Raw genomic sequence first — 18,346 nt, forward strand, 5'->3', positions numbered from 1 at the left:
TCTCGCAAGTGGCAGCAGCATTGTCCAAAAGAAAATTGCACAGAAGTAACGGGTCGTCGCATTACCGATTCATTGTCACAAAATTACAACATGCCCGAATGGTCTCTTTTTGGCCTGCGATTGCGCGTACCGCTTGTCGGGCGCGACACCCCGCCCTATCGCCTGCCACCGGTAAAAGGGCGGGTTCGACGATGCGGAAATTGACGGTCCTGGCGCTGTGCAGCGTGATCGCCTCACCGGTGTCGCCGGCCTATGCGGCGCGCAAGGCGGGTGCCGCTCGCGCGCCGCTTCTGGTCGCGGTCACGCGGTGCCGCGCGATTACCGAGCCCGCCGCGCGGCTCGCCTGTTTCGACGAGTCCGTCGCCGCGCTGGACACCGCCGAGACGCGCCGCACGATCGTCGTCGTCGACCAGCAGCAGGTCCGCGAAACGCGGCGGACGCTGTTCGGGATCGCGCTCCCCGATACCGGGCTGCTTAGCAACGGCGAGGATCTGCCGCAGATCGAGGCGATTCTCGCGAGCGCGTCGGTCGACGATTTCGGCCGCTGGAGCTTCGTGCTCGCGGACGGCGCGCGCTGGATCCAGACCGACGACACCGTGATCGCCCGACGCCCCCGCGCCAACGACAAGGTCCTGATCAAACGCGCCGCGCTCGGCAGCTTCAGGCTGAGCGTCGCCGGCCTGCCCTCCGTCAAGGCCAAACGCCTCAACTGAGGCCGCGAGCCTCCCGGACGCGCCGGGCGCTAGCTCAGCCCCAGCGCCGCCCGGGCCTCGGCATAGGCACGCTCGTACGGCGCCAGCTTGTCGCGGTACGGCGCGGCAGAATCGAGCCCCGCGCGGTTGATCGGTTGCCGCACCTGGTCGACGCTCGCGGTCTGGACGACGCGTCGGCCCGCATGGAACTGACGCACGCCCGGTTCGTCGGGAAGCCCCGTATGCGTCAGGAGCGTCGCGATCGTCGCATCGGGATCGGCGACGAGATCCGCATACTGCACCGTCAGCAGCTTCGGGCCGTAATGCGCCTGCCAATAGGCGTACAGCGCATCCTCAATCGCATGGTAGCGCCCCATCGCGGCAAGATCGAAACTCCACCCGGCGCCCTGCGCGAAATACGTCCGGAAGGACGACCAGGCCGTATCCAGCGGATCGCGGCGCAGCCACAGGATCGGTGCGTCGGGCATCGCGTCGCGGATCATCCGCGCGAACCGACTGGTGTTGAGGCTTTTGTCGACGACCCGCCCATCGGCGCCGAACCGCGTCGTCAGCAGGTGGGCATATCGGCGGCGCACCGCCTCCTGCGCCTCGCTGTCGGGCACACCCAGCTGGACCGCGCGCGCGCCGTCTGGACCAAGAGCGCCGCGCACCGCGGATCCCAGCACGTTGATCTCGCCGCCACCGGCGACGCGGCTGTGGCTCGCCAGAATCTGTTCGACCAGCGTCGTTCCCGATCGCGGCTTGCCCGTCACGAAGATGGCACGACCGTCAGCCCGCGTATCGACCGGCGGGGCGTCGGTCACGGCTGGCGCGCGGATTGCCGCCAGCGCCGCCGCGCGGTCCCCCGCGGCATCATAGGGCCGCGTCGCCGCGACCAGCCTCGCCCCTTCGGCAAACGCGGCAAATGCGCGCTCGTGCTCGCCCAGATCGTCAAGCGCCTTGCCGAACGCATATAGTCCCTGCGCACGGTCGGGACCCGGCATCCGGGAGAAGAGCGGCTGCGCATCGGCAAGCCGTGAAAACTCGGCGTCGCCGTGCGAGAAGCGGCGCGCGTTGGCGAGCGCAAGCCATGTCGCGCCCGATCCGGGGGCTACGGCCAGCGCGGCCCGGAGATGCTCGAGACCGGGTTCGCGATCGCCGCGTTCGATGAGCCCGATGCCGAGCGCGTGGCGGATCCGGGCATCGGCAGGAAGCCGCGCCGCGATCGGTTCGAGGATCTCGACGACCTCGTCGATCCGCCCGGCCTGGCTGAGAATATCGACCAGCGCGAGACGGCGATCGACCGCCGCGGGGTCGTCGAGAACATAGCGCCGCATCGCCTCGACCGCGATCGACCATTCGGCTTCGGATGCGGCAAAGCGCGCGACGCCCTGCCACTGCGCGCCAAGCGGCGTGCGCGCCTTCAGCATCGCTGCCGCGATCGACGCGGCCCGCGCAGGATCACCCGCCTTGAGAGCCGATACGAATGCGGCAGGCGTGGCGGGGGCGGTGATGCTCATGAATGCGGGATACCCGTTTAAGCAGACAAAAAAAGGGGACCGGCACCGCCGATCCCCTCCCGAGTTACACTGTGTTCGATTTAGAAGTCGAAACCCAGCTGCAGACGGACCGACCGTGGCGCCTGATACAGCGTTGGATACCCATAATCCCCGCGCGGATTGCCGCCGGCCTGCGTGCCGCGCTCCTCGAAGTCGATCTTGGCCTTCTCTGCGAACAGGTTGAAGACGTCGACACGGAACGTGCCCGAGAAGAGCTCGGTCGGCAGCTTAAAGGCAAGGCTCAGGTTGGTGTACGACTGCCAGTCCGACTTGAAGGCCGTGCCGCGGCGGATCTGCTGCAGGTCTGCCTGCGTGACAGGCGTCGCGGGATTGGTCACGATCGCACCGTTGACCACGTTGCAATAGAACCCGGCAGCGCCGTACTGACCGGCAAACCCGGTGCCGTCAGCCGAGGCCGGAACAAGTCCGATACACCCATAGCTGCGCGGCGACTGGACCTGAGTCTGGACGCCGACGGTCAGCCACGGGAAGACCTGATACGAGCCGAAGGCCTTGATGTTGTGACGAACGTCGGTCGGCAGGTAGCCGAACGAGCCGAGCGTCAGGCCTGGCTGATCGAATGCCGTCGTCAGACCGCTGTCGGACTGGCCGTTGTCGGACCTGATGCCGCCTTCGATGTTACCGATGTTCTTGGCGTAGGTGTACGACCCGGAGAAGCTCCAGATGCCGTCGAACTCGCGATCTAGCGTCAGCGTCACCGCCTTATACTCGCGCTCCGCCTTGGGATATCCAAGTTCGGCTGCGCTGAAGGTGACCTGGCGGGTGGCGGTTTCGCCAGCGATCGTGTCGGAAAGGTTGACGGTCAGCGGCGCACCCGGGTTGGTCAGCACGTACTGATGGAAACCGGTCCAGACATCGTCGCAACCGGCGATGTTGTTCCGTGCGCAATAGCCGTTGACGGCCGCATCGATTGCCACGTCTTCGAGCGACTCGTTCAGCTTGCGGTAGGTCCCGAAGGCACCGACCTTCCAGCGCTGACCGATGCGCTGCTCGTAACCGAGCACGAACTCGTCGATCGACTGTGGCTTGAGCGTCGTGGACACCGTTGCGTCGGTCGGCGAAGCGACACCGTCGTCGTTCACGTCACAATTGCGCACGCCGGTCGTGGGGCACGAACCCGCGCCGGTGTAGAGCAGCGGCGCACCGAGGACGGGCACGTTGTTCGCACCCACGCTGGCAACGCGGAAATACTCCGTGAAGAACAATTCTGCACCAGCAAGGCGGATGTTCGTGTTGGTCGGCACCGGCAGATAGTAGCGGCCGAAGAAGCCATAGATCTTCGTGCGCTGGTCGCCGACCGGATCGATCGAGAAGCTGATCCGTGGCGCGAACTGGTCACCCGAGTCGTAATAGCGCTCCCCGGCCACGTTGTCGGCTTTGAAGCGATCCCAACGCACGCCACCCTGAATATTGATGCGATTGTCGAAACCGGACCACGAGTCCTGCAGGTACGCGGCTTCATTCAGCGACGTGAAGGTACCACCATTTACGTACGTCGTCCGGCCAACGTACAGGGTATTGGCAGGCGCATACTGATCGCCATTCACCCCGCCAAACGCATAGGCATAGTCAAAGCCACCGGTACGAACGGCCTGCGAGACGCTGTTCAGCTCCTCGCGGTCGTAACCGCCACGGAAGTGATGCTGACCCAGCAGGTTCACATACACGTCGGCGTCGGCGCGATAGAAGGTGCGCTTGTCCTTGTTTTCCTGGATCTGCTGGACGGGGTTGCCCGACAGTGCTGGGTTGAACTGTCCCGAGGTATCCGAGACGAACGGCAGGCTATCGTCGTTCGAGCCGCTGATCGCCTGGTTCTTGTTGACGCCATAAGCCGCCGACAGCGTCAGCCAGTTGGTGAACTGACCCGTGTAACGACCGACATAGTTCTCGCCGCCGCCCTGGATGACCTGCGTACCCTGGTACCTGCCGGTCCGCGCGACGGCGTCGACGCGGCTGTCATAGGTACCGCCAAAGCCGTCGACGACGTTGAAGCTGTTGAGCGTGCGCGTCTGCGTGCTGTTGAAATAGGTGAATTCGAGACGCTGACCGTCGACGATCACCGCATCGATCTTGCCGCCGTAAAATGGCGAGGTGAACTTGTCGACCGTACGACGCAGACCCGTGCCGAACGGCAGCACCTGCTGCCGCGTCCCGTTTGCCAGCACCTGCGTGGTGTTCGGGTTGACCGTCAGGAAGGTGTCCGCGGCTTCGACATTGTTCGACTGGTACAGGCCGTAGAAGAACAGATGGTCCTTGATGATCGGACCCGAGAGATAGAAGTTGGCCTGCTGCGTCTCGCGCACGTCGGTGCGGTTATAGTTGCCGACCGTGTCAGGATTGTCCTCGCGCAGCGCGTCGGGCTGATAGTTGAACAGCATGCCGCCGTGGAATTCGTTGCCGCCCGACTTGGTCGTGGCGTTGACGAACGCACCCGTGAAGCGGCCATATTCCGCCGGGATCGACCCGACCTTGATCTCGACCGTGTTGTAGAACTCGAACGGCACCGTCACGGGCGACAGGCCCTGACGGAATTCGGTGATGTTCAGGCCGTTGATGTAATAGGCGTTTTCCGAAACCGACGAGCCGCTGACCGCTGGCAGGTTGCCGAACGCGGTGTCGCCCGCTGCCGTACCAGGCGCAAGCAGCACGACCGACGTCAGATCGCGTGCGACCGGAACGCGCGTAGCCAGTTCGCCGATCGCGATCGTGGCGCCGACCGTGTTGCGATCGAAGTCAGCGACCTGGACGCGGCCTGCGGTGATGACGATGTCGCCGCCGGCTGTTGCGCCCTCGGGCGAGAGCGTGAACTGGTTGGCTGCCGCCGACTGGCTCAGCTGGACCGCCGCATCGGTGAAGCTGTCGAAGCCTGGCGCGGTGATCGTGAACGTGTAGCTGCCCTGCGGGATCGCGGCGACGCGGAACGAACCGTCGCGCCCGGTCGTCACCGTCCGGCTGAAGCCCTGGTCGTTCGACGTGACCGTGACGCTTGCGCCCTCGATCGGCTCGCCGCTCGTGCTCTGGATGCGGCCGGTGGCATTCAGGTTGGTGTAATCCTGCGCCGATGCCGGTGCCACGACGGACAGCGCGGCCACGCCGGCCCCCATCAGCGCAAGCGCCTGCAGCGCGCTTCCGCCGCGCAGTGCCTTGCGTACGAAATTCGAAGTCCTGATCACGATTGGTCCATCCCTCGTTTGACCCTTGCAGCCGTTGTGACGGTCCGCAGCCGGTGTCTTTTCGCCCCCTCCACCGCACACGTCGTGCGGCGCCCAAGAGACATGTGACATGGGATGAAGCGGTGCCCGGACGCTGTAAAGCGAGCATTCATCGCCGATACAGCTTTCCCGCATTGCTGTAGCGAAAATGACACAAGAATGGTGCAGTGCACCCGACGCACGCCTGTTTTTGAGGCAAATCCCTGCCGCGACGCACAATAATTAGGCTTTCGGCCTAACGCATCGCACCAGCGACGAGCAGCGGATCGAGTTTCGCGTCACGCCAGCGCAGGCTCCAGTGGAGATGCGGTCCGGTCGCGCGGCCGGTCCTGCCGACCGCGCCGACGCGCTGGCCTCGCCGCACCGTGTCGCCGACGCGCACGTCGATCCGCGACAGGTGGAGGAACGCGCTGTTGAGCCCCATGCCGTGGTCGATCATCAGCAGGTTGCCCTCGAGCGTGAACGGGTGGTCGGCCGCGAGGATCACGACGCCGTCCGCGGGTGCGACGACCACCGCGCCCGTCTCGCGCGCGACGTCGACGCCCGAATGATAGGACCCCGCCTCGCCATTGGCATAGAGGCGCTGCGACCCGAACAGCGTCGAGATCCGCCCGGTGACCGGCCATGCGAACGCCTGCCGCCACCCGTCGGACACCGAATCACGCGCGCGCGCCGCGACGATCTGCGCGAGTTCTGGCGGGCGCAGCCGCGTGAACAGCGCCTCGGGGACGGGATATTTGGGCAGGCTCGACAGCCGCGAGATATTCCACGCGCGCGGCGCGATCGCGAGCGGCTGGCGGACGGTTTTCCCGTCGCCGCGCGCATCCGCCAGCGTCGCGACCAGCACGGCCTCGGGCGGCGCATCGCGGTCGAACCCGACCACGAACCGGCCGTCGCGCGCGACCGCGACGGGGCGCGAATCGAGCGTCAGCGTGCGCGTCCCGCGCGGCGCGGTCCCGACGATCATCCCGCCCTGGCTCAGCGTCCCCGTCCAGCGGAACACCGCGTCCTGCGCCATAGCCTGCGCCTCGGCGGGCGCCCCCGCGGTGCCGGCCTCCGGCGCCAGTCTGGATGGCGGCACCTGCGCGGGGGCGGGCGGCGTCGCCAGCAGCATCGCCAGCATCGCCGCCCGCCCCGCGCGCCCCGCCACCGCGGTCATCGCGGCGCCCCCGCGGTCATCGCGGCGCCCCCCCCCGCGCTCATCGCGGCGCCATCGCCTCGGTCGCGGCGGCGGCGGTGGCATAGGCCTCCTGCCCCGTGACGCTCCAGTAGCGCAGGTCCTCGAGTGCGATCCGGTGGCCGGTGACCGCGCACACGACATGGTCGCCCGGGTTCAGCACGCGGAACCCGTTGGCCATATAATGCAGCCGCGCGACGCGGTCGGTGTTGGACATCAGCATGATCGGACTTCCTTCTCTTACAGGTCGTGAAACAGCGTCGGCTGTGCAGGCGGGCGCACCGCCGCGGGTCGCCCGCGCGGCGCGTCGGCGGGTCTGGCCGGCGCGGGCGCGCGCGGCGACGCGCTGCCGTCATCGACCAGCGCCTCGACCACGCCGTCGCGGAAGTGCAGCGCGATCGCCCCCGCCGCGCGCGTGGCCCCCGCCGACGACAGCGTCGCACCGCCGTCGCGCGCGGTCACCCGCGCATAGCCGCGGTCGAGGATCGCATCGGGGTTGAGCGACTGGACCAGCCGCCACGTCGCGTCGAGCCGCGCGCGCGCGCCCTCGAGCTTGCGCTCGAGCGTCGCCGGACGCAGCGCCGCGCCCGACCGGTCGAGGCTCCCGCGCGCGATCGTCAGCCGGCGTTCGAGCCCGCGGTCGAGCCGCTGCCCGAAATCGTCCGCGCGCTGCCGCTGCGGCCCGAGCAATTGGTCGCGCTTGGGAAGATGCCGCGCGAGCGCCGCGAGCTGTTCGCGCCCGCGCTCGACATAGCGCCGCGCGCACCGCTCGGTCCGGTTGCGGTGGCTGTCGATCGTGAGACGCAGGTCGGCGAGCACCGGCACCGCGATCTCCGCCGCCGCGGTCGGCGTCGGCGCGCGCAGGTCGGCGGCATAGTCGCACAAGGTCGTGTCGGTCTCATGGCCCACCGCGGAGATGATCGGGATCGAGCAGGCGGCGACCGCGCGGACGACGATTTCCTCGTTGAACGACCAGAGATCCTCGACCGACCCGCCGCCGCGCGCGACGATCACCAGGTCGGGGCGCGGCACGGGGCCGCCGGGCGCGATCGCATCGAACCCGCGCACCGCCGCGGCGATCTCGGCGGCCGATCCCTCGCCCTGGACCTTGACCGGCCAGACGACGACATGCGTCGGGCAGCGATCCTCGAGCCGGTGGAGGATGTCGCGGATCACCGCGCCCGTTCCCGACGTGACCACGCCGATCACCTGCGGCATGAACGGCAGCGGCTTCTTGGCGGCGGCGTCGAACAGCCCCTCGCCCGCCAGCTTCGCCTTCAGTTTCTCGAGCAGCGCCATCAGCGCGCCCGCGCCCGCCAGCTCCATCCGGTCGATCACGATCTGGTATTTCGACCGCCCGGGATAGGTCGTCAGCTTGCCCGTCGCGATCACCTCGACGCCGTCCTGCGGCACGAACGCGAGCCGCGCCGCGCTCCCCTTCCAGATCACGCCGTCGATCACCGCCTGGTCGTCCTTCAGCGCCATGTAGCAATGCCCCGACGCGACGCGCTTCCATCCCGAAATCTCGCCGCGCAGGCGGACATGGCCGAATTCGCCCTCGACCATCCGCTTGAGCTTGAACGCGAGTTCGCCGACCGACATGGCGAGTGCGTTGTCGCCGGCGACCGGCTCGGCTACCAGCCGCCCCATATCGCTCGCCAGCATGTCGCTGGACACGACGTCATCGGAAAAGGGATCGGGCATGAACGTCCTGCTGTTGGGCTCGGGGGGCCGCGAACATGCGCTCGCGTGGAAGCTGGTGCAATCGGCCAGCTTTTCTCCAGGCCTCGATACGCTCTATGCCGCGCCGGGCAACCCCGGCATCGCGAGCCTTGCGACGCTCGTGCGTCTCGATGCGACGGATCACGCGTCGGTCGTCGCGTTCGTCCGCGACAAAGCGATCGGCCTCGTCGTGATCGGCCCCGAGGCACCGCTCGTCGACGGCCTCGCCGACAGCCTGCGCGCCGCCGCCATCCCCGTCTTCGGTCCGTCGAAAGCCGCAGCCCAGCTCGAAGGGTCGAAGGGCTTCACCAAGGATCTGTGCGCGCGCGCAGGCATTCCGACCGCGGGCTATGTCCGGGTGTCGACCCGCGCCGACGCCGATGTCGCGCTCACGCGCACCTTCTCGCTGCCCGTGGTGATCAAGGCCGACGGGCTCGCCGCGGGCAAGGGCGTCGTCATCGCCTTCACCCGCGCCGAAGCCGATGCCGCGCTCGACGCGCTGTTCGCGGACGGCGAGGCGGAGGCGGTGATCGAGGAATTCCTCGACGGCGAGGAGGCGAGCCTGTTCGTGCTCACCGACGGCACCACGCTGATGCCGTTCGGCTCCGCGCAGGATCACAAGCGCGTCGGCGAGGGCGATACCGGCCTCAACACCGGCGGCATGGGCGCGTACAGCCCCGCCCCCGTCCTCACCCCCGACCTCGAACAGCGCGCGCTCGACGAGATCGTCGCCCCCACCGTCGCGGCGATGGCGGCGGACGGGATCCCGTTCAGCGGCGTCCTCTATGCCGGCCTCATGCTCACCGCGCAGGGCCCCAAGCTCATCGAATACAACGCGCGTTTCGGCGATCCCGAGACTCAGGTGTTGATGATGCGGTTCGAGGGCGACCTGATCGCGACCATGCTCGCGGTCGCAGAAGGCCGCCTCGCCGACCTGCCCCCCGCCCGCTTCAGCGCCGCCACCGCGCTGACCGTCGTCATGGCGGCTAAGGGCTATCCCGGCACGCCAAAGGCAGGCGGCGCGATCATCGGCCTCGATTCGGCGCGCGCGGCGGGCGGCACCGTCTTCCACGCCGGCACCCGGCTCGAGGATGGCGGCCTCGTCGCCGCGGGCGGCCGCGTCCTCGCGGTCACCGCCACCGGCGAAGACCTCGCCTCGGCGCAGGCCAACGCCTACCACGCGGTCGAGGCGATCGATTTCCCCGAAGGCTTCTACCGCCGCGACATAGGCTGGCGCGAACTCACGCGGTAACAGAAAAGCCCCTCCCCTTCAGGGGAGGGGTTGGGGGTGGGGCGCATCCCCGGACGCAACGCCGCGCACTAGCCACGCAATAAGTCTCGCCCACCCCGATCCACCCCGCTACTACAGGCAAATGAACGAAACTTCCGCGACGTCCGCCTCGGGCGAAAGCCTGCTCCCCGACGGCATCACCACGCTGACGACGATCCATTTCGCGATCATCGCGGTGCTCGCGCTCTTCGTGATCGCGGGGCTGCTCTGGGGCATCAAGGCCAAGCGCAGCCGCGTAAAGGCCTCGCGCGACGTCATCGCCAACGCACGCGAAGCCGGCGTCGAGCCCGAACCCGCGCCTGAGCCAACCGCCGACAGCCCCGCGACGCCGCCCCCGTCACGCTGCTGAAAGGCCTCGGCCCCAAGGTCGCGACCCGCCTCGCCGAGCTGGGCGTCACCACCGTCGGCGACATGGCCGCGCTGTCCGAAACCGAAGCGCAGAACATCGACGCGCAGCTCGGCGCCTTCACCGGCCGCATGGGCCGCGACCGCTGGATCGAACAATCCCGCCTCCTCGCCGCCGGCGACAAGCCCGGCTTCGAAGCCGTCTTCGGCAAACTCTGACGCACGGGCCGCGCGTCAGAGTTTTGCATTACGAATGGCTGGGTTTGTGGGAAGCGGCCGTTCCGCTCGACCCTGCTGGTGGCAATCGCAGCGGACACGGCGCAAGCGGAAGGCAAGGATGGATTCGCTAGGATGAAAATTGCAGATTAAGCCGCGGCTTTGTCGAGCAAGTCGAGTGTGGATAGCCTGCAAAGGTCCGCGGTAAACGCTTCCCGCCATGCTGGATCACGATGACGGAAGCCGTACCCGATCTCAAAAATTTCGCCGATAATCCGTGCAACGAGCTTACCGATTTCCGGGATGCCCGAAACCTCGAGCGCCCATCCCATTGGTTCAAAATGCACGAACTGGTTGCGGACTTCGTCGTGGAATCGCCTAAGCCAAACAAGTTCCCTATCGGAAATGGCAACCCCGGCACCGTTCCCGCGGTCGCCCGCCGAATTCGGCTTGCGTACGGCCTTCAGAAGATCGGGCAACGTCATCAGTTGCGTGCGCGGCGGTTCCGCAGCGGGGTCGGTGCGGGACTTTTCAGCGAACGATATCCACTCGGCCGCATTGCGTGGCGTCACGGCACCGACAGGAGGAAAGGAGGTTGTTAGATGGCAGACGCACGCGCCTTGAAGTGCGGAATGCAGTGCGAGCGCCATCCATTTCCAGGTCTGGGGATCGTCCGCTAAGTATCCAACGCAACGCAATGCGTGCCGAAGAGACCCCGCCACATCTTCCGCCTCGTCGGATCGAACCCAGAGGCCTTGCTCCACCTGCATAACTAGTTTGCATAAGCTGCCAACCAGCGGATGGGAAGGCGGACCGATGTAGGATCCGGCGGCCTCCGGCGAACGACCGCTTGTGGGCGTTAGCGGACCGGCCGCTTTGCGGCTTTCCGTCAATGCAAGGCCTTCAAGCCTCGCACCAACCCCCAGCCTCAAACCTCGCTGACGAGCAGCTTGTCGATCCGTCGCCCGTCCAGATCGACGATCTCGAACTTCCACCCCTGTTCGACGAAGCTCTCGCCCTCGCCCGGCAGATGGCGGAACACTGCGAGCGCGAGGCCTGCGACGGTCGCGTAGTCGCGGTCCTCGGGCAGGTCGATGCCCAGCCGGTCGGCCAGCGCATCCGCCGCCATCGTGCCCGCGACCAGCAGCGAGCCGTCGTCGCGCACCACTACCGACGGTGAATCATCGGGATCGGCATCCGACTTGAACTCGCCCGCGATCGCCGCGAGCAGGTCGGCGGGGGTCACGATCCCCTCGAAATGCCCGTATTCGTCATGGATCAGCGCCATCGGCACCTCCGCCTGGCGCAGCGCGATCAGTGCGTCCATCGCGTCGATCTGGTCGATCACCACCGGCGCCTTGCGCATCAGCACGTTGAGGTCGAGCGGCTCGCCGCGGAACAGCGCGGCGGCGATGTCGCGCGCCTGCACGACGCCGCGCACGCGGTCGATCGACCCGTCGCCGACCGGCAGCCTGGTGTGCTGCGACGCGAGCAGCGTGTCGCGGATCTCGTCGGCATCCCAGTTGCAGTCGAGCCAGTCGATATCGGTCCGCGGCGTCATCACCTCGCGCACCGGCCGGTCGGCGAGCCGCACCACGCCCGAGATGATCGAGCGCTCATGCTCCTCGATCACGCCCGACTTGGACGCCTCGGCGACGATCAGGTGGAGCTCCTCGGCGGTGACATGCTCCTCCGATTCGCGGTTGAGGCGCAGCGCCTTGAAGATCAGCGCGCTCGTCGAATCGAGCACCCACACGATCGGCGCGGTGATGATCGCGAGCCAGCGCATCGGCAACGCCATGAACGAGGCGATGACTTCGGGCGATCGCAGCGCGAACTGTTTGGGCACCAGCTCGCCGATGATCAGCGACGCATAGGTGGTCAGCCCGATCACGATCGCAAAGCCCGTGGTCTCGGCGGTGCTCGCGCTCAGCCCCAGCGCCTGCAGCCGCGCCGCGGTCGGCGTGCCGAGACTCGCACCTGAATAGGCACCCGCGAGGATCCCGATCAGCGTGATGCCGATCTGCACGGTCGACAGGAACTTGCCGGGGTCGGCGGCGAGCAGCAGCGCGGCGCTCGCGCCCTTGCGCCCGGTCCGCGCCAGCGCGTCGAGCCGCGCACGCCGCGACGACACGATCGCGAGCTCGCTCATCGCGAATACGCCGTTCAACGCGACGAGCGCGAGGATGATCGCGACGTCGATCCAGGGGAAGGGGGGAAGCGGTGCCATTGGCTCGATCGTCTCTTGGCGCACAATCGCGCGCTTCACAACCGGTCTCGACACTTATCGTAATCAGGGGTTCAGTGCGCAGGTGGAACAATCGCCGAATATGCCGGGTTATCTGCGGCATGATCAAAAGGGACAGAGACATGAAGGCCAAGGGTTTATTCATCGGCGCAGCACTCGCCGCACTCGTCACGACGTCGGCCTGCACGACCGATCCGGAGACGGGCCAGCGCACGATCTCGAAGACCGCGCTCGGCGGCATCGGCGGCGCGCTCGGCGGCTATCTGCTCGGCGACATCGTCGGCGGGCGTAACGACCGGACCGAGAAGCTGCTCGGCGCCGGCATCGGCGGGCTCGCGGGCGCGGGCGTCGGCGCCTACATGGACAAGCAGGAGCGCGACCTGCGCGCACGCACTGCGGGCACCGACGTCCAGGTGATTCGCCAGGGCGACGACCTCGTGCTCAACATCCCGTCGGGCATCACCTTCGCCTATGACAGCGCGACCGTGCAGCCGCAGTTCCAGCGCACGCTCGACCAGGTCGCCTCGACGCTCGGCCAGTATAACCAGACCTATATCGACGTGTACGGCCACACCGATTCGACGGGCAGCGACGCGTACAACCAGACCTTGTCCGAACGCCGCGCACGCTCGGTCGCGGATTATCTGTCGAGCCACGGCGTCCAGTCCGCGCGCATTGGCACCCGCGGCTACGGCAAGACGCAGCCGATCGCCTCGAACGACACCGACGCCGGCCGCGCCGCCAACCGCCGCGTCGAAGTGAAGATCGTCCCGATCACGCAAAGCGACCTGCGCTAACCGCCACACCAGCCGCCCCCCGCCCGTCATCCCCCCCTCCCGTCATCCCGGCGAAAGCCGGGACCCAGGGTCGCGAACGGACACGCGCCTGGCTTCAGGATGACGGGCAAGGGCGGAAAGACAGAAGAAGTCCGGTTCACGCGGAGGCGCGGAGCCGCGGAGAGAATGAGTGTGTCGCGAAGCGACCGTCCGATCAGTTCCGACAGTGCAGAAGGTCAGGGTCTCCCGACCGAAGCGCTTGATGCACCCCCTCCGCGGCTCCGCGTCTCCGCGTGAACCAATTCTTCTCAACGACTAAAAGCCCCCACCCACACCCGTCATCCCGGCGAAAGCCGGGACCCAGGGTCGCAAGCGCAAACACACATGGCCCTGCATCCCGGCGTCAGCCGGTTGAACAAGCGCAAGCCACGAGACAGAAGAAGTTTGGTTCACGCGGAGCCGCGGAGCCGCGGAGAGAATAGGCGTGTCGCGAAACGACCGCCCGATCACTTCCGGCAGCACGAAAGGTCAGGGTCTCCCGACCGAAGGGCTGGATGCATCATCTCCGCGCCTCCGCGCCTCCGCGCGAACCCATTCTTCTTCTACGGACGCCGCCCCCGGAAAAACCCCGTCAGCAACGCCGCGGCCTCGCTCTCGCCGATCCCCGCATAGACCTCCGGCCGGTGATGGCACGTCGGCTGCGCGAAGAACCGCGCCCCGTGCTCGACCGCGCCGCCCTTCGCATCCGCCGCCCCGTAATAGAGCCGCGCGATCCGGGCGTGCGCGATCGCCCCCGCGCACATCGCGCACGGCTCGAGCGTCACCCACAGGTCGCAGTCCTCGAGCCGGTCGCGCCCCAGCGCCTGCGCCGCCGCGCGAATCGCGAGCATCTCGGCATGCGCGGTCGGATCGCACAGCGTCCGCGGCGCATTGGCCGCGGTCGCGATCACCGATCCGCGCAGCATCACGACCGCGCCGACGGGCACCTCGCCCGCCGCGGCGGCGGTGCGCGCCGCATCGAGCGCGCGGCGCATCGGATCGGGGAGCGGGAACATCGTCCCGCCCTGCCCCGCCGCCCCGTCAAGGTAAAGCGGCGGGGCGCGCACTCAGTTCGCCGGCGCCTGGCTGTTGGCGGGCTTCTCGACCGAAATCGTCGGCACCGCGACGGTCTTGGTCTCGGTCCCCAGCCGCACCTTGGCGACATCGGCCTCGAACTTGGGCGTCTGGATCGCGCCCGACCGCGTCTGGTCGATGTTGATGATCCCGAAATACATCAGCGCGACGACGACGAGCGCGGCGATCGCGACGAGAGACAAGAGCGTACGCATTGAACTTCCCCTTATATAAGGCCGCATCCCTGATAGCAGGCGACCGGTTCGATGGCGTAACAACGTCGATCGAGCCCCGCCGGTTGCAAGCGCCGTTCGCCCGCCGTCAGACTGCCGATCGGACGCGGCATCCACCGCGGCCCGTCGCCAAAAACGGGTGAATCGGTTGACGCGGGCGCTCGTGCCAGCTATCCGCGCGCCTTTCCGGGGTTCCTCCCGACACTTGATAGGTAGACAGATGTCGCGCATTTGCGAACTGACCGGCAAAGGCCGGATGGTCGGGAACAACGTGTCCCACGCCAACAACAAGACCAAGCGTACGTTCCTGCCCAACCTGCAGAACGTCACGCTGATCTCCGACGCACTCGAGCAGAGCGTGCGCCTGCGCGTCTCGACGCACGGCCTGCGCTCGGTCGAGCATAATGGTGGCCTCGACAACTGGCTGGTCAAGACCGCCGACGACAAGCTCTCGCTCAAGGCGCGTCGCCTGAAGCGTGACGTCGTCAAGAAGATCGCCGCCGCCGCCTAATCGCGACGACGTCCGCGTCTCCAGCGGCCCGTCCTCCCCAGCGGAGGGCGGGCCGTCGGCGTTTGTACGGCTCATGCCCGTCCTTTACGCCCGCTACCGCTCCAGCCGGAACTTCAGCAGCAGCGTGCGCTCGAGCACCGTCTCGTTGTCGTCGGACACGATCCACACCACCGTGTCGCGCGCGCCGCTCGCGCCACGCGGTTCGAGGCTGACCGCGATCCCCTCGAAATTGTCGTGGACCAGCGGCGCCGCGAGCCGCGCGATCTCGCGCCCGCGCACGACCGCGCCCGCGCGAATCGCGCCGCGCTCGATCACGCTGATGCTGTTCGAAAAGGCGAAGGGCGGCGCGAACGCGCGGTTGAGCACGATCAGCCGCCCGTCGGGCAACGCCGCGACATCGGCCGGGCTGAACCCCGTCGGCGGCATATAAATAAAGCCGACCGGCTCAGTCGCGAGCGGATCGCCCGGGAACAGGATCGCGCGCCGCCCGGGGCCGCGCGTGCCGTCCGCACGCCGGGGCCGCGCGGTCTCGGCGATCACGACGAATCGCCCGTCGCGCAGCCGGACCATGCTTTCGGGTCCGCCATTGTCGGGCCAGTCCGCCATCGCCTTCGGCCGCACCAGCCCGTCGAACCGCACCAGTGGCGTGCCGTCCCCGCTCGCGCGATAGCGTCCGATCGCGTTCCAGTGCTCGAACCCGACCCAGCCGGTCTGCGTCGCGGGATCGATCGTCAGCGATTCGCTGTCGCGGTCGCGCTTCGACCAGCCGCGTCCCGGCCCGCCGGGCAGCGCTGAGAACGCGATCGCGTGCGGGCGCCAGTCGGCGTCGAGGCGAAAGCGGACGATGTTGCCGCCGTCGCTCAGCAGCGTGACCTGCCCGCGATCGACCACCAGCGACGAATAGCCGCCGAACGCCGGATCGCGGCTGCGCAGCACCGCGCCGCCGAGATAGGTCAGCCCGCCGAGCCGACGCCGCGTCGGATCGACCGGGTCGAGCGGGACGCGCGTCACCGTCATCTCCGCCTTGTCGCGCAGCAGCGGCAACCGCGATTCGCCGCTCCATGCGGGGACGACCGCTTGCACGCTGACGAGCACGAACAGGATGATCGGGGCGCGGTGCACGCCGCCTCATACCCGCTGTGCCGCGGTGCGGAACCCTGAACCGTTGATAACGAGCGCATTCAGGCTCGGCTCAATGCGGCTCGACCATAAGGCTGTCATCAGGATCGAAGGGCCCGCCTCCAGCGCGCATCCCGAGGTCCCAAATGGGAGACGCACGATGTTCAAGACTTTCACTCTCGCCCTCAGCGCGCTCGCAATGGGCGCCTCGACCCTGGTGCCGGTTGCTGCCGAGGCGCAGCGCTACGGCTATGATCGCGGCTATGACGGCCGGGGCTATGACCGCGGCTACGACCGCCGCGGCTATGACCGTCGCGAATATCGCGGCAACGACCGTCGCTACAATTACCGCAACGACCGCAACAACCGTCGCGGCTGCGACAACACCGGCGGCACGATCGTCGGCGCGCTCGCGGGCGGCCTGCTCGGCCACACGGTCGCCGGTCGCGGCAACGGCACGATCGGCGCGCTGCTCGGCGCCGCGGGTGGCGGTCTCGCCGGCAACGCGATCGATAAGTCGGACAACCCCCGCTACTGCCGCCGCTAACCGCGGCGCAGGCGCCCAGTTCCCCAGTTCCCTCGCGTAGCGTATCGAGGGCAGAGGCCGGTTTCCGCAAGGAATCCGGCCTCTTGTTCGTCCAGGGGGCAGCGCGCGCTGCGCACGCTCCCCTCAATGGCCCGGCGAATGAGGCCCGCACGAACCCGACCGACGCCAGGCCTGCCTAAGCCCAACCCTCCCGTCATCCCCTCCCGTCATCCCGACGAAAGTCGGGACCCCGGCCACCACCCGCAACGCCCGCGGCTCTGGATCCTGACCTTCGTCAGGATGACGGCGTGATGTGATGAACGTAACGGCTCCCCACCCCCCCGTCATCCTGACGAAAGTCAGGATCCAGGATACCACCCACCGTCCCAACCGCGCATCGACGCTTCCGCAACCACACCGTCCGTCCTACGCTGCAACCGTCCAGCACCCGGAGACGCCCGTGACCCGCACGCTCCTCCTCGCCAGCCTGTCGATGCTCCCGATCCTCGCCGGCTGCGCGGCCGACCGACGAGGCGAAAAGCCCGTCCTCACCGCGCGTGCGGTCGCGCGGATCGCCGCGCAGTGCGGCGCGGTCCGCAGCAAATTCCACCCCGGCCGGACCGGCCTGCCGAGCGCCGAATTCACGCTGCGCGCCGGCGACGACGGCGATGCCGAATCGTCCCCCGCGGTCCGGTGCATCGGCACCGCGCTCGACGCCTACCGCCACGCCTATTTCGGCTTTCGCCCCGACACGGCCCCACCCACGTCATCCTGACGGACGTCAGGAGAGCCCGGGCCACCGTCCCCGGCCAGTCGACCGACGGGTGCCCCGCACCCGCCGCTCGCCCGTCAGTACATATGCTGCCCGCCATTGATGCTCAGCGTCGAGCCCGTCACGAACCCGCCCTCTTCCGAACACAGGAACGCGACGCCGCGTGCGATCTCGCTCGCCTGGCCGAGGCGGCCGACCGGGATCTTGGCGACGATCTTCTCGAGCACGTCCGCGGGCACCGCCGCCACCATGTCGGTGTCGATATAGCCCGGCGCGATCGCGTTGACGGTCACGCCCGCGCGCGCACCCTCCTGCGCCAGCGCCTTGGTGAAGCCGTGGATCCCCGACTTCGCCGCGGCATAATTGACCTGGCCATATTGCCCGGCCTGCCCGTTGATCGAGCCGATATTGACGATCCGTCCCCATTTGCGCGTCCGCATGCCCGGGAACACCGCCTTGGCCATGTTGAAACAGCCGCCCAGATTGGTGTCGATCACCGCCTTCCAGTCGTCGTGGCTCAGCTTCAGGATCGTGCCGTCGCGCGTGATTCCCGCGTTGTTGACGACGATGTCGACCTCGCCCAGATCCGCCGCGACCTTCGCGCAGCCCGCCTGGCAGGCGTCGTAGTCGCCGACATCCCATTTATACACCGCGATCCCGGTGCGCTCGGAAAAGGCCTGCGCGCGCTCGTCATTGCCCGCATAGTTCGCGGCGACCTCGATGCCCATGTCCTGCAACGCGAGGCTGATCGCCTCGCCTATGCCGCGCGTGCCTCCGGTTACGATTGCCACGCGTGCCATGCTTCTCTCCTGT

Annotated in this window: 19 protein-coding genes; 8 read left to right on the forward strand and 11 right to left on the reverse strand. The window is 67.8% G+C overall.

The window, feature by feature from the left end; genetic code table 11:
• Nucleotides 1-191: 191 nt before the first annotated feature.
• Nucleotides 192-713 carry a hypothetical protein gene (locus AC0CH3_RS16475; protein WP_354301109.1) on the forward strand — a complete coding sequence of 174 codons (522 nt, stop codon included), beginning with the start codon at nt 192-194 and terminating at the stop codon, nt 711-713.
• A 29-nt stretch (nt 714-742) separates the two neighbouring features.
• On the opposite strand, the gene AC0CH3_RS16480 is transcribed toward AC0CH3_RS16475, so the two are convergent.
• The 5 genes from AC0CH3_RS16480 to xseA all read right to left on the reverse strand — a co-directional run bounded on the left by AC0CH3_RS16480 (nt 743) and on the right by xseA (nt 8,365).
• Nucleotides 743-2,212, reverse strand: coding sequence for a tetratricopeptide repeat-containing sulfotransferase family protein (locus AC0CH3_RS16480; protein WP_465238077.1), 1,470 nt, complete (start codon nt 2,210-2,212; stop codon nt 743-745).
• Between the two features lie 80 nt (nt 2,213-2,292).
• Complete coding sequence (locus AC0CH3_RS16485; RefSeq protein ID WP_465238078.1) at nt 2,293-5,445, reverse strand: TonB-dependent receptor; 3,153 nt, start codon at nt 5,443-5,445, stop codon at nt 2,293-2,295.
• Between the two features lie 274 nt (nt 5,446-5,719).
• Entirely contained in the window at nt 5,720-6,643 is a 924-nt protein-coding gene (locus AC0CH3_RS16490) for a M23 family metallopeptidase (RefSeq protein ID WP_465238079.1), read from the reverse strand.
• A 40-nt stretch (nt 6,644-6,683) separates the two neighbouring features.
• Nucleotides 6,684-6,884, reverse strand: a complete 201-nt coding sequence (locus AC0CH3_RS16495) for a DUF2093 domain-containing protein (RefSeq protein ID WP_056017641.1) — start codon at nt 6,882-6,884, stop codon at nt 6,684-6,686.
• A gap of 17 nt (nt 6,885-6,901) precedes the next feature.
• Complete coding sequence (xseA, locus tag AC0CH3_RS16500; RefSeq protein ID WP_354301100.1) at nt 6,902-8,365, reverse strand: exodeoxyribonuclease VII large subunit; 1,464 nt, start codon at nt 8,363-8,365, stop codon at nt 6,902-6,904.
• Here xseA and purD point away from each other — a divergent pair.
• The 3 genes from purD (at nt 8,364) to AC0CH3_RS16515 (ending at nt 10,238) form a co-directional block, all read left to right on the forward strand.
• The gene (gene purD / locus AC0CH3_RS16505) at nt 8,364-9,635 is read left to right on the forward strand and encodes a phosphoribosylamine--glycine ligase (protein ID WP_465238080.1); all 1,272 of its coding nucleotides are present in this window, start codon (nt 8,364-8,366) and stop codon (nt 9,633-9,635) included. The genes xseA and purD overlap by 2 nt on opposite strands.
• Nucleotides 9,636-9,756: 121 nt before the next feature.
• Complete coding sequence (locus AC0CH3_RS16510) at nt 9,757-10,023, forward strand: hypothetical protein (RefSeq protein ID WP_465238081.1); 267 nt, start codon at nt 9,757-9,759, stop codon at nt 10,021-10,023.
• Nucleotides 10,024-10,085: 62 nt separating this feature from the next.
• The gene (locus AC0CH3_RS16515) at nt 10,086-10,238 is read left to right on the forward strand and encodes a hypothetical protein (RefSeq protein WP_166746399.1); all 153 of its coding nucleotides are present in this window, start codon (nt 10,086-10,088) and stop codon (nt 10,236-10,238) included.
• A 146-nt stretch (nt 10,239-10,384) separates the two neighbouring features.
• Here AC0CH3_RS16515 and AC0CH3_RS16520 read toward each other — a convergent pair whose 3' ends face one another.
• Nucleotides 10,385-10,885 carry a hypothetical protein gene (locus AC0CH3_RS16520; protein ID WP_354301095.1) on the reverse strand — a complete coding sequence of 167 codons (501 nt, stop codon included), beginning with the start codon at nt 10,883-10,885 and terminating at the stop codon, nt 10,385-10,387.
• 278 nt (nt 10,886-11,163) lie between these two features.
• Nucleotides 11,164-12,465 (reverse strand): hemolysin family protein, encoded by a 1,302-nt coding sequence (locus tag AC0CH3_RS16525; protein WP_056019046.1) that lies wholly within the window; start codon nt 12,463-12,465, stop codon nt 11,164-11,166.
• 140 nt (nt 12,466-12,605) lie between these two features.
• On the opposite strand from AC0CH3_RS16525, the gene AC0CH3_RS16530 reads away from it, so the two are divergent.
• The gene (locus AC0CH3_RS16530) at nt 12,606-13,280 is read left to right on the forward strand and encodes a YiaD family glycine zipper/OmpA-like lipoprotein (protein WP_056017659.1); all 675 of its coding nucleotides are present in this window, start codon (nt 12,606-12,608) and stop codon (nt 13,278-13,280) included.
• A 581-nt stretch (nt 13,281-13,861) separates the two neighbouring features.
• Here AC0CH3_RS16530 and AC0CH3_RS16535 read toward each other — a convergent pair.
• Entirely contained in the window at nt 13,862-14,293 is a 432-nt protein-coding gene (locus tag AC0CH3_RS16535; protein ID WP_354301304.1) for a nucleoside deaminase, read from the reverse strand.
• A 72-nt stretch (nt 14,294-14,365) separates the two neighbouring features.
• The gene (locus AC0CH3_RS16540; RefSeq protein ID WP_056017662.1) at nt 14,366-14,587 is read right to left on the reverse strand and encodes a hypothetical protein; all 222 of its coding nucleotides are present in this window, start codon (nt 14,585-14,587) and stop codon (nt 14,366-14,368) included.
• Between the two features lie 238 nt (nt 14,588-14,825).
• Here AC0CH3_RS16540 and rpmB point away from each other — a divergent pair, with 238 nt between their 5' ends.
• Nucleotides 14,826-15,116 (forward strand): 50S ribosomal protein L28, encoded by a 291-nt coding sequence (gene rpmB / locus AC0CH3_RS16545; RefSeq protein WP_056017665.1) that lies wholly within the window; start codon nt 14,826-14,828, stop codon nt 15,114-15,116.
• Nucleotides 15,117-15,209: 93 nt separating this feature from the next.
• On the opposite strand, the gene AC0CH3_RS16550 is transcribed toward rpmB, so the two are convergent.
• On the reverse strand, nt 15,210-16,238 hold the full coding sequence (locus AC0CH3_RS16550; protein ID WP_354301092.1) for an esterase-like activity of phytase family protein: 1,029 nt from the start codon (nt 16,236-16,238) through the stop codon (nt 15,210-15,212).
• Nucleotides 16,239-16,395: 157 nt separating this feature from the next.
• On the opposite strand from AC0CH3_RS16550, the gene AC0CH3_RS16555 reads away from it, so the two are divergent.
• Entirely contained in the window at nt 16,396-16,782 is a 387-nt protein-coding gene (locus AC0CH3_RS16555) for a glycine zipper 2TM domain-containing protein (protein WP_056017667.1), read from the forward strand.
• A 439-nt stretch (nt 16,783-17,221) separates the two neighbouring features.
• Nucleotides 17,222-17,536 carry a hypothetical protein gene (locus AC0CH3_RS16560; RefSeq protein ID WP_354301090.1) on the forward strand — a complete coding sequence of 105 codons (315 nt, stop codon included), beginning with the start codon at nt 17,222-17,224 and terminating at the stop codon, nt 17,534-17,536.
• 74 nt (nt 17,537-17,610) lie between these two features.
• On the opposite strand, the gene phbB is transcribed toward AC0CH3_RS16560, so the two are convergent.
• Entirely contained in the window at nt 17,611-18,333 is a 723-nt protein-coding gene (gene phbB / locus AC0CH3_RS16565) for an acetoacetyl-CoA reductase (RefSeq protein WP_056017673.1), read from the reverse strand.
• Nucleotides 18,334-18,346: the final 13 nt, after the last annotated feature.

The sequence above is a fragment of the Sphingomonas sp. AC449 genome, from assembly GCF_979253475.1.

What these genes read in the sequence shown, in the direction of transcription:
- AC0CH3_RS16475 (WP_354301109.1), top strand. Translation starts at nt 192, where the DNA reads ATGCGGAAATTGACGGTCCTGGCGCTGTGCAGCGTGATCGCCTCACCG.
- AC0CH3_RS16480 (WP_465238077.1), bottom strand. Translation starts at nt 2,212, where the DNA reads ATGAGCATCACCGCCCCCGCCACGCCTGCCGCATTCGTATCGGCTCTC.
- AC0CH3_RS16490 (WP_465238079.1), bottom strand. Translation starts at nt 6,643, where the DNA reads ATGACCGCGGTGGCGGGGCGCGCGGGGCGGGCGGCGATGCTGGCGATG.
- AC0CH3_RS16495 (WP_056017641.1), bottom strand. Translation starts at nt 6,884, where the DNA reads ATGCTGATGTCCAACACCGACCGCGTCGCGCGGCTGCATTATATGGCC.
- purD (WP_465238080.1), top strand. Translation starts at nt 8,364, where the DNA reads ATGAACGTCCTGCTGTTGGGCTCGGGGGGCCGCGAACATGCGCTCGCG.
- xseA (WP_354301100.1), bottom strand. Translation starts at nt 8,365, where the DNA reads ATGCCCGATCCCTTTTCCGATGACGTCGTGTCCAGCGACATGCTGGCG.
- AC0CH3_RS16510 (WP_465238081.1), top strand. Translation starts at nt 9,757, where the DNA reads ATGAACGAAACTTCCGCGACGTCCGCCTCGGGCGAAAGCCTGCTCCCC.
- AC0CH3_RS16515 (WP_166746399.1), top strand. Translation starts at nt 10,086, where the DNA reads ATGGCCGCGCTGTCCGAAACCGAAGCGCAGAACATCGACGCGCAGCTC.
- AC0CH3_RS16520 (WP_354301095.1), bottom strand. Translation starts at nt 10,885, where the DNA reads ATGGCGCTCGCACTGCATTCCGCACTTCAAGGCGCGTGCGTCTGCCAT.
- AC0CH3_RS16525 (WP_056019046.1), bottom strand. Translation starts at nt 12,465, where the DNA reads ATGGCACCGCTTCCCCCCTTCCCCTGGATCGACGTCGCGATCATCCTC.
- AC0CH3_RS16530 (WP_056017659.1), top strand. Translation starts at nt 12,606, where the DNA reads ATGAAGGCCAAGGGTTTATTCATCGGCGCAGCACTCGCCGCACTCGTC.
- AC0CH3_RS16535 (WP_354301304.1), bottom strand. Translation starts at nt 14,293, where the DNA reads ATGCGCCGCGCGCTCGATGCGGCGCGCACCGCCGCCGCGGCGGGCGAG.
- AC0CH3_RS16540 (WP_056017662.1), bottom strand. Translation starts at nt 14,587, where the DNA reads ATGCGTACGCTCTTGTCTCTCGTCGCGATCGCCGCGCTCGTCGTCGTC.
- rpmB (WP_056017665.1), top strand. Translation starts at nt 14,826, where the DNA reads ATGTCGCGCATTTGCGAACTGACCGGCAAAGGCCGGATGGTCGGGAAC.
- AC0CH3_RS16555 (WP_056017667.1), top strand. Translation starts at nt 16,396, where the DNA reads ATGTTCAAGACTTTCACTCTCGCCCTCAGCGCGCTCGCAATGGGCGCC.
- phbB (WP_056017673.1), bottom strand. Translation starts at nt 18,333, where the DNA reads ATGGCACGCGTGGCAATCGTAACCGGAGGCACGCGCGGCATAGGCGAG.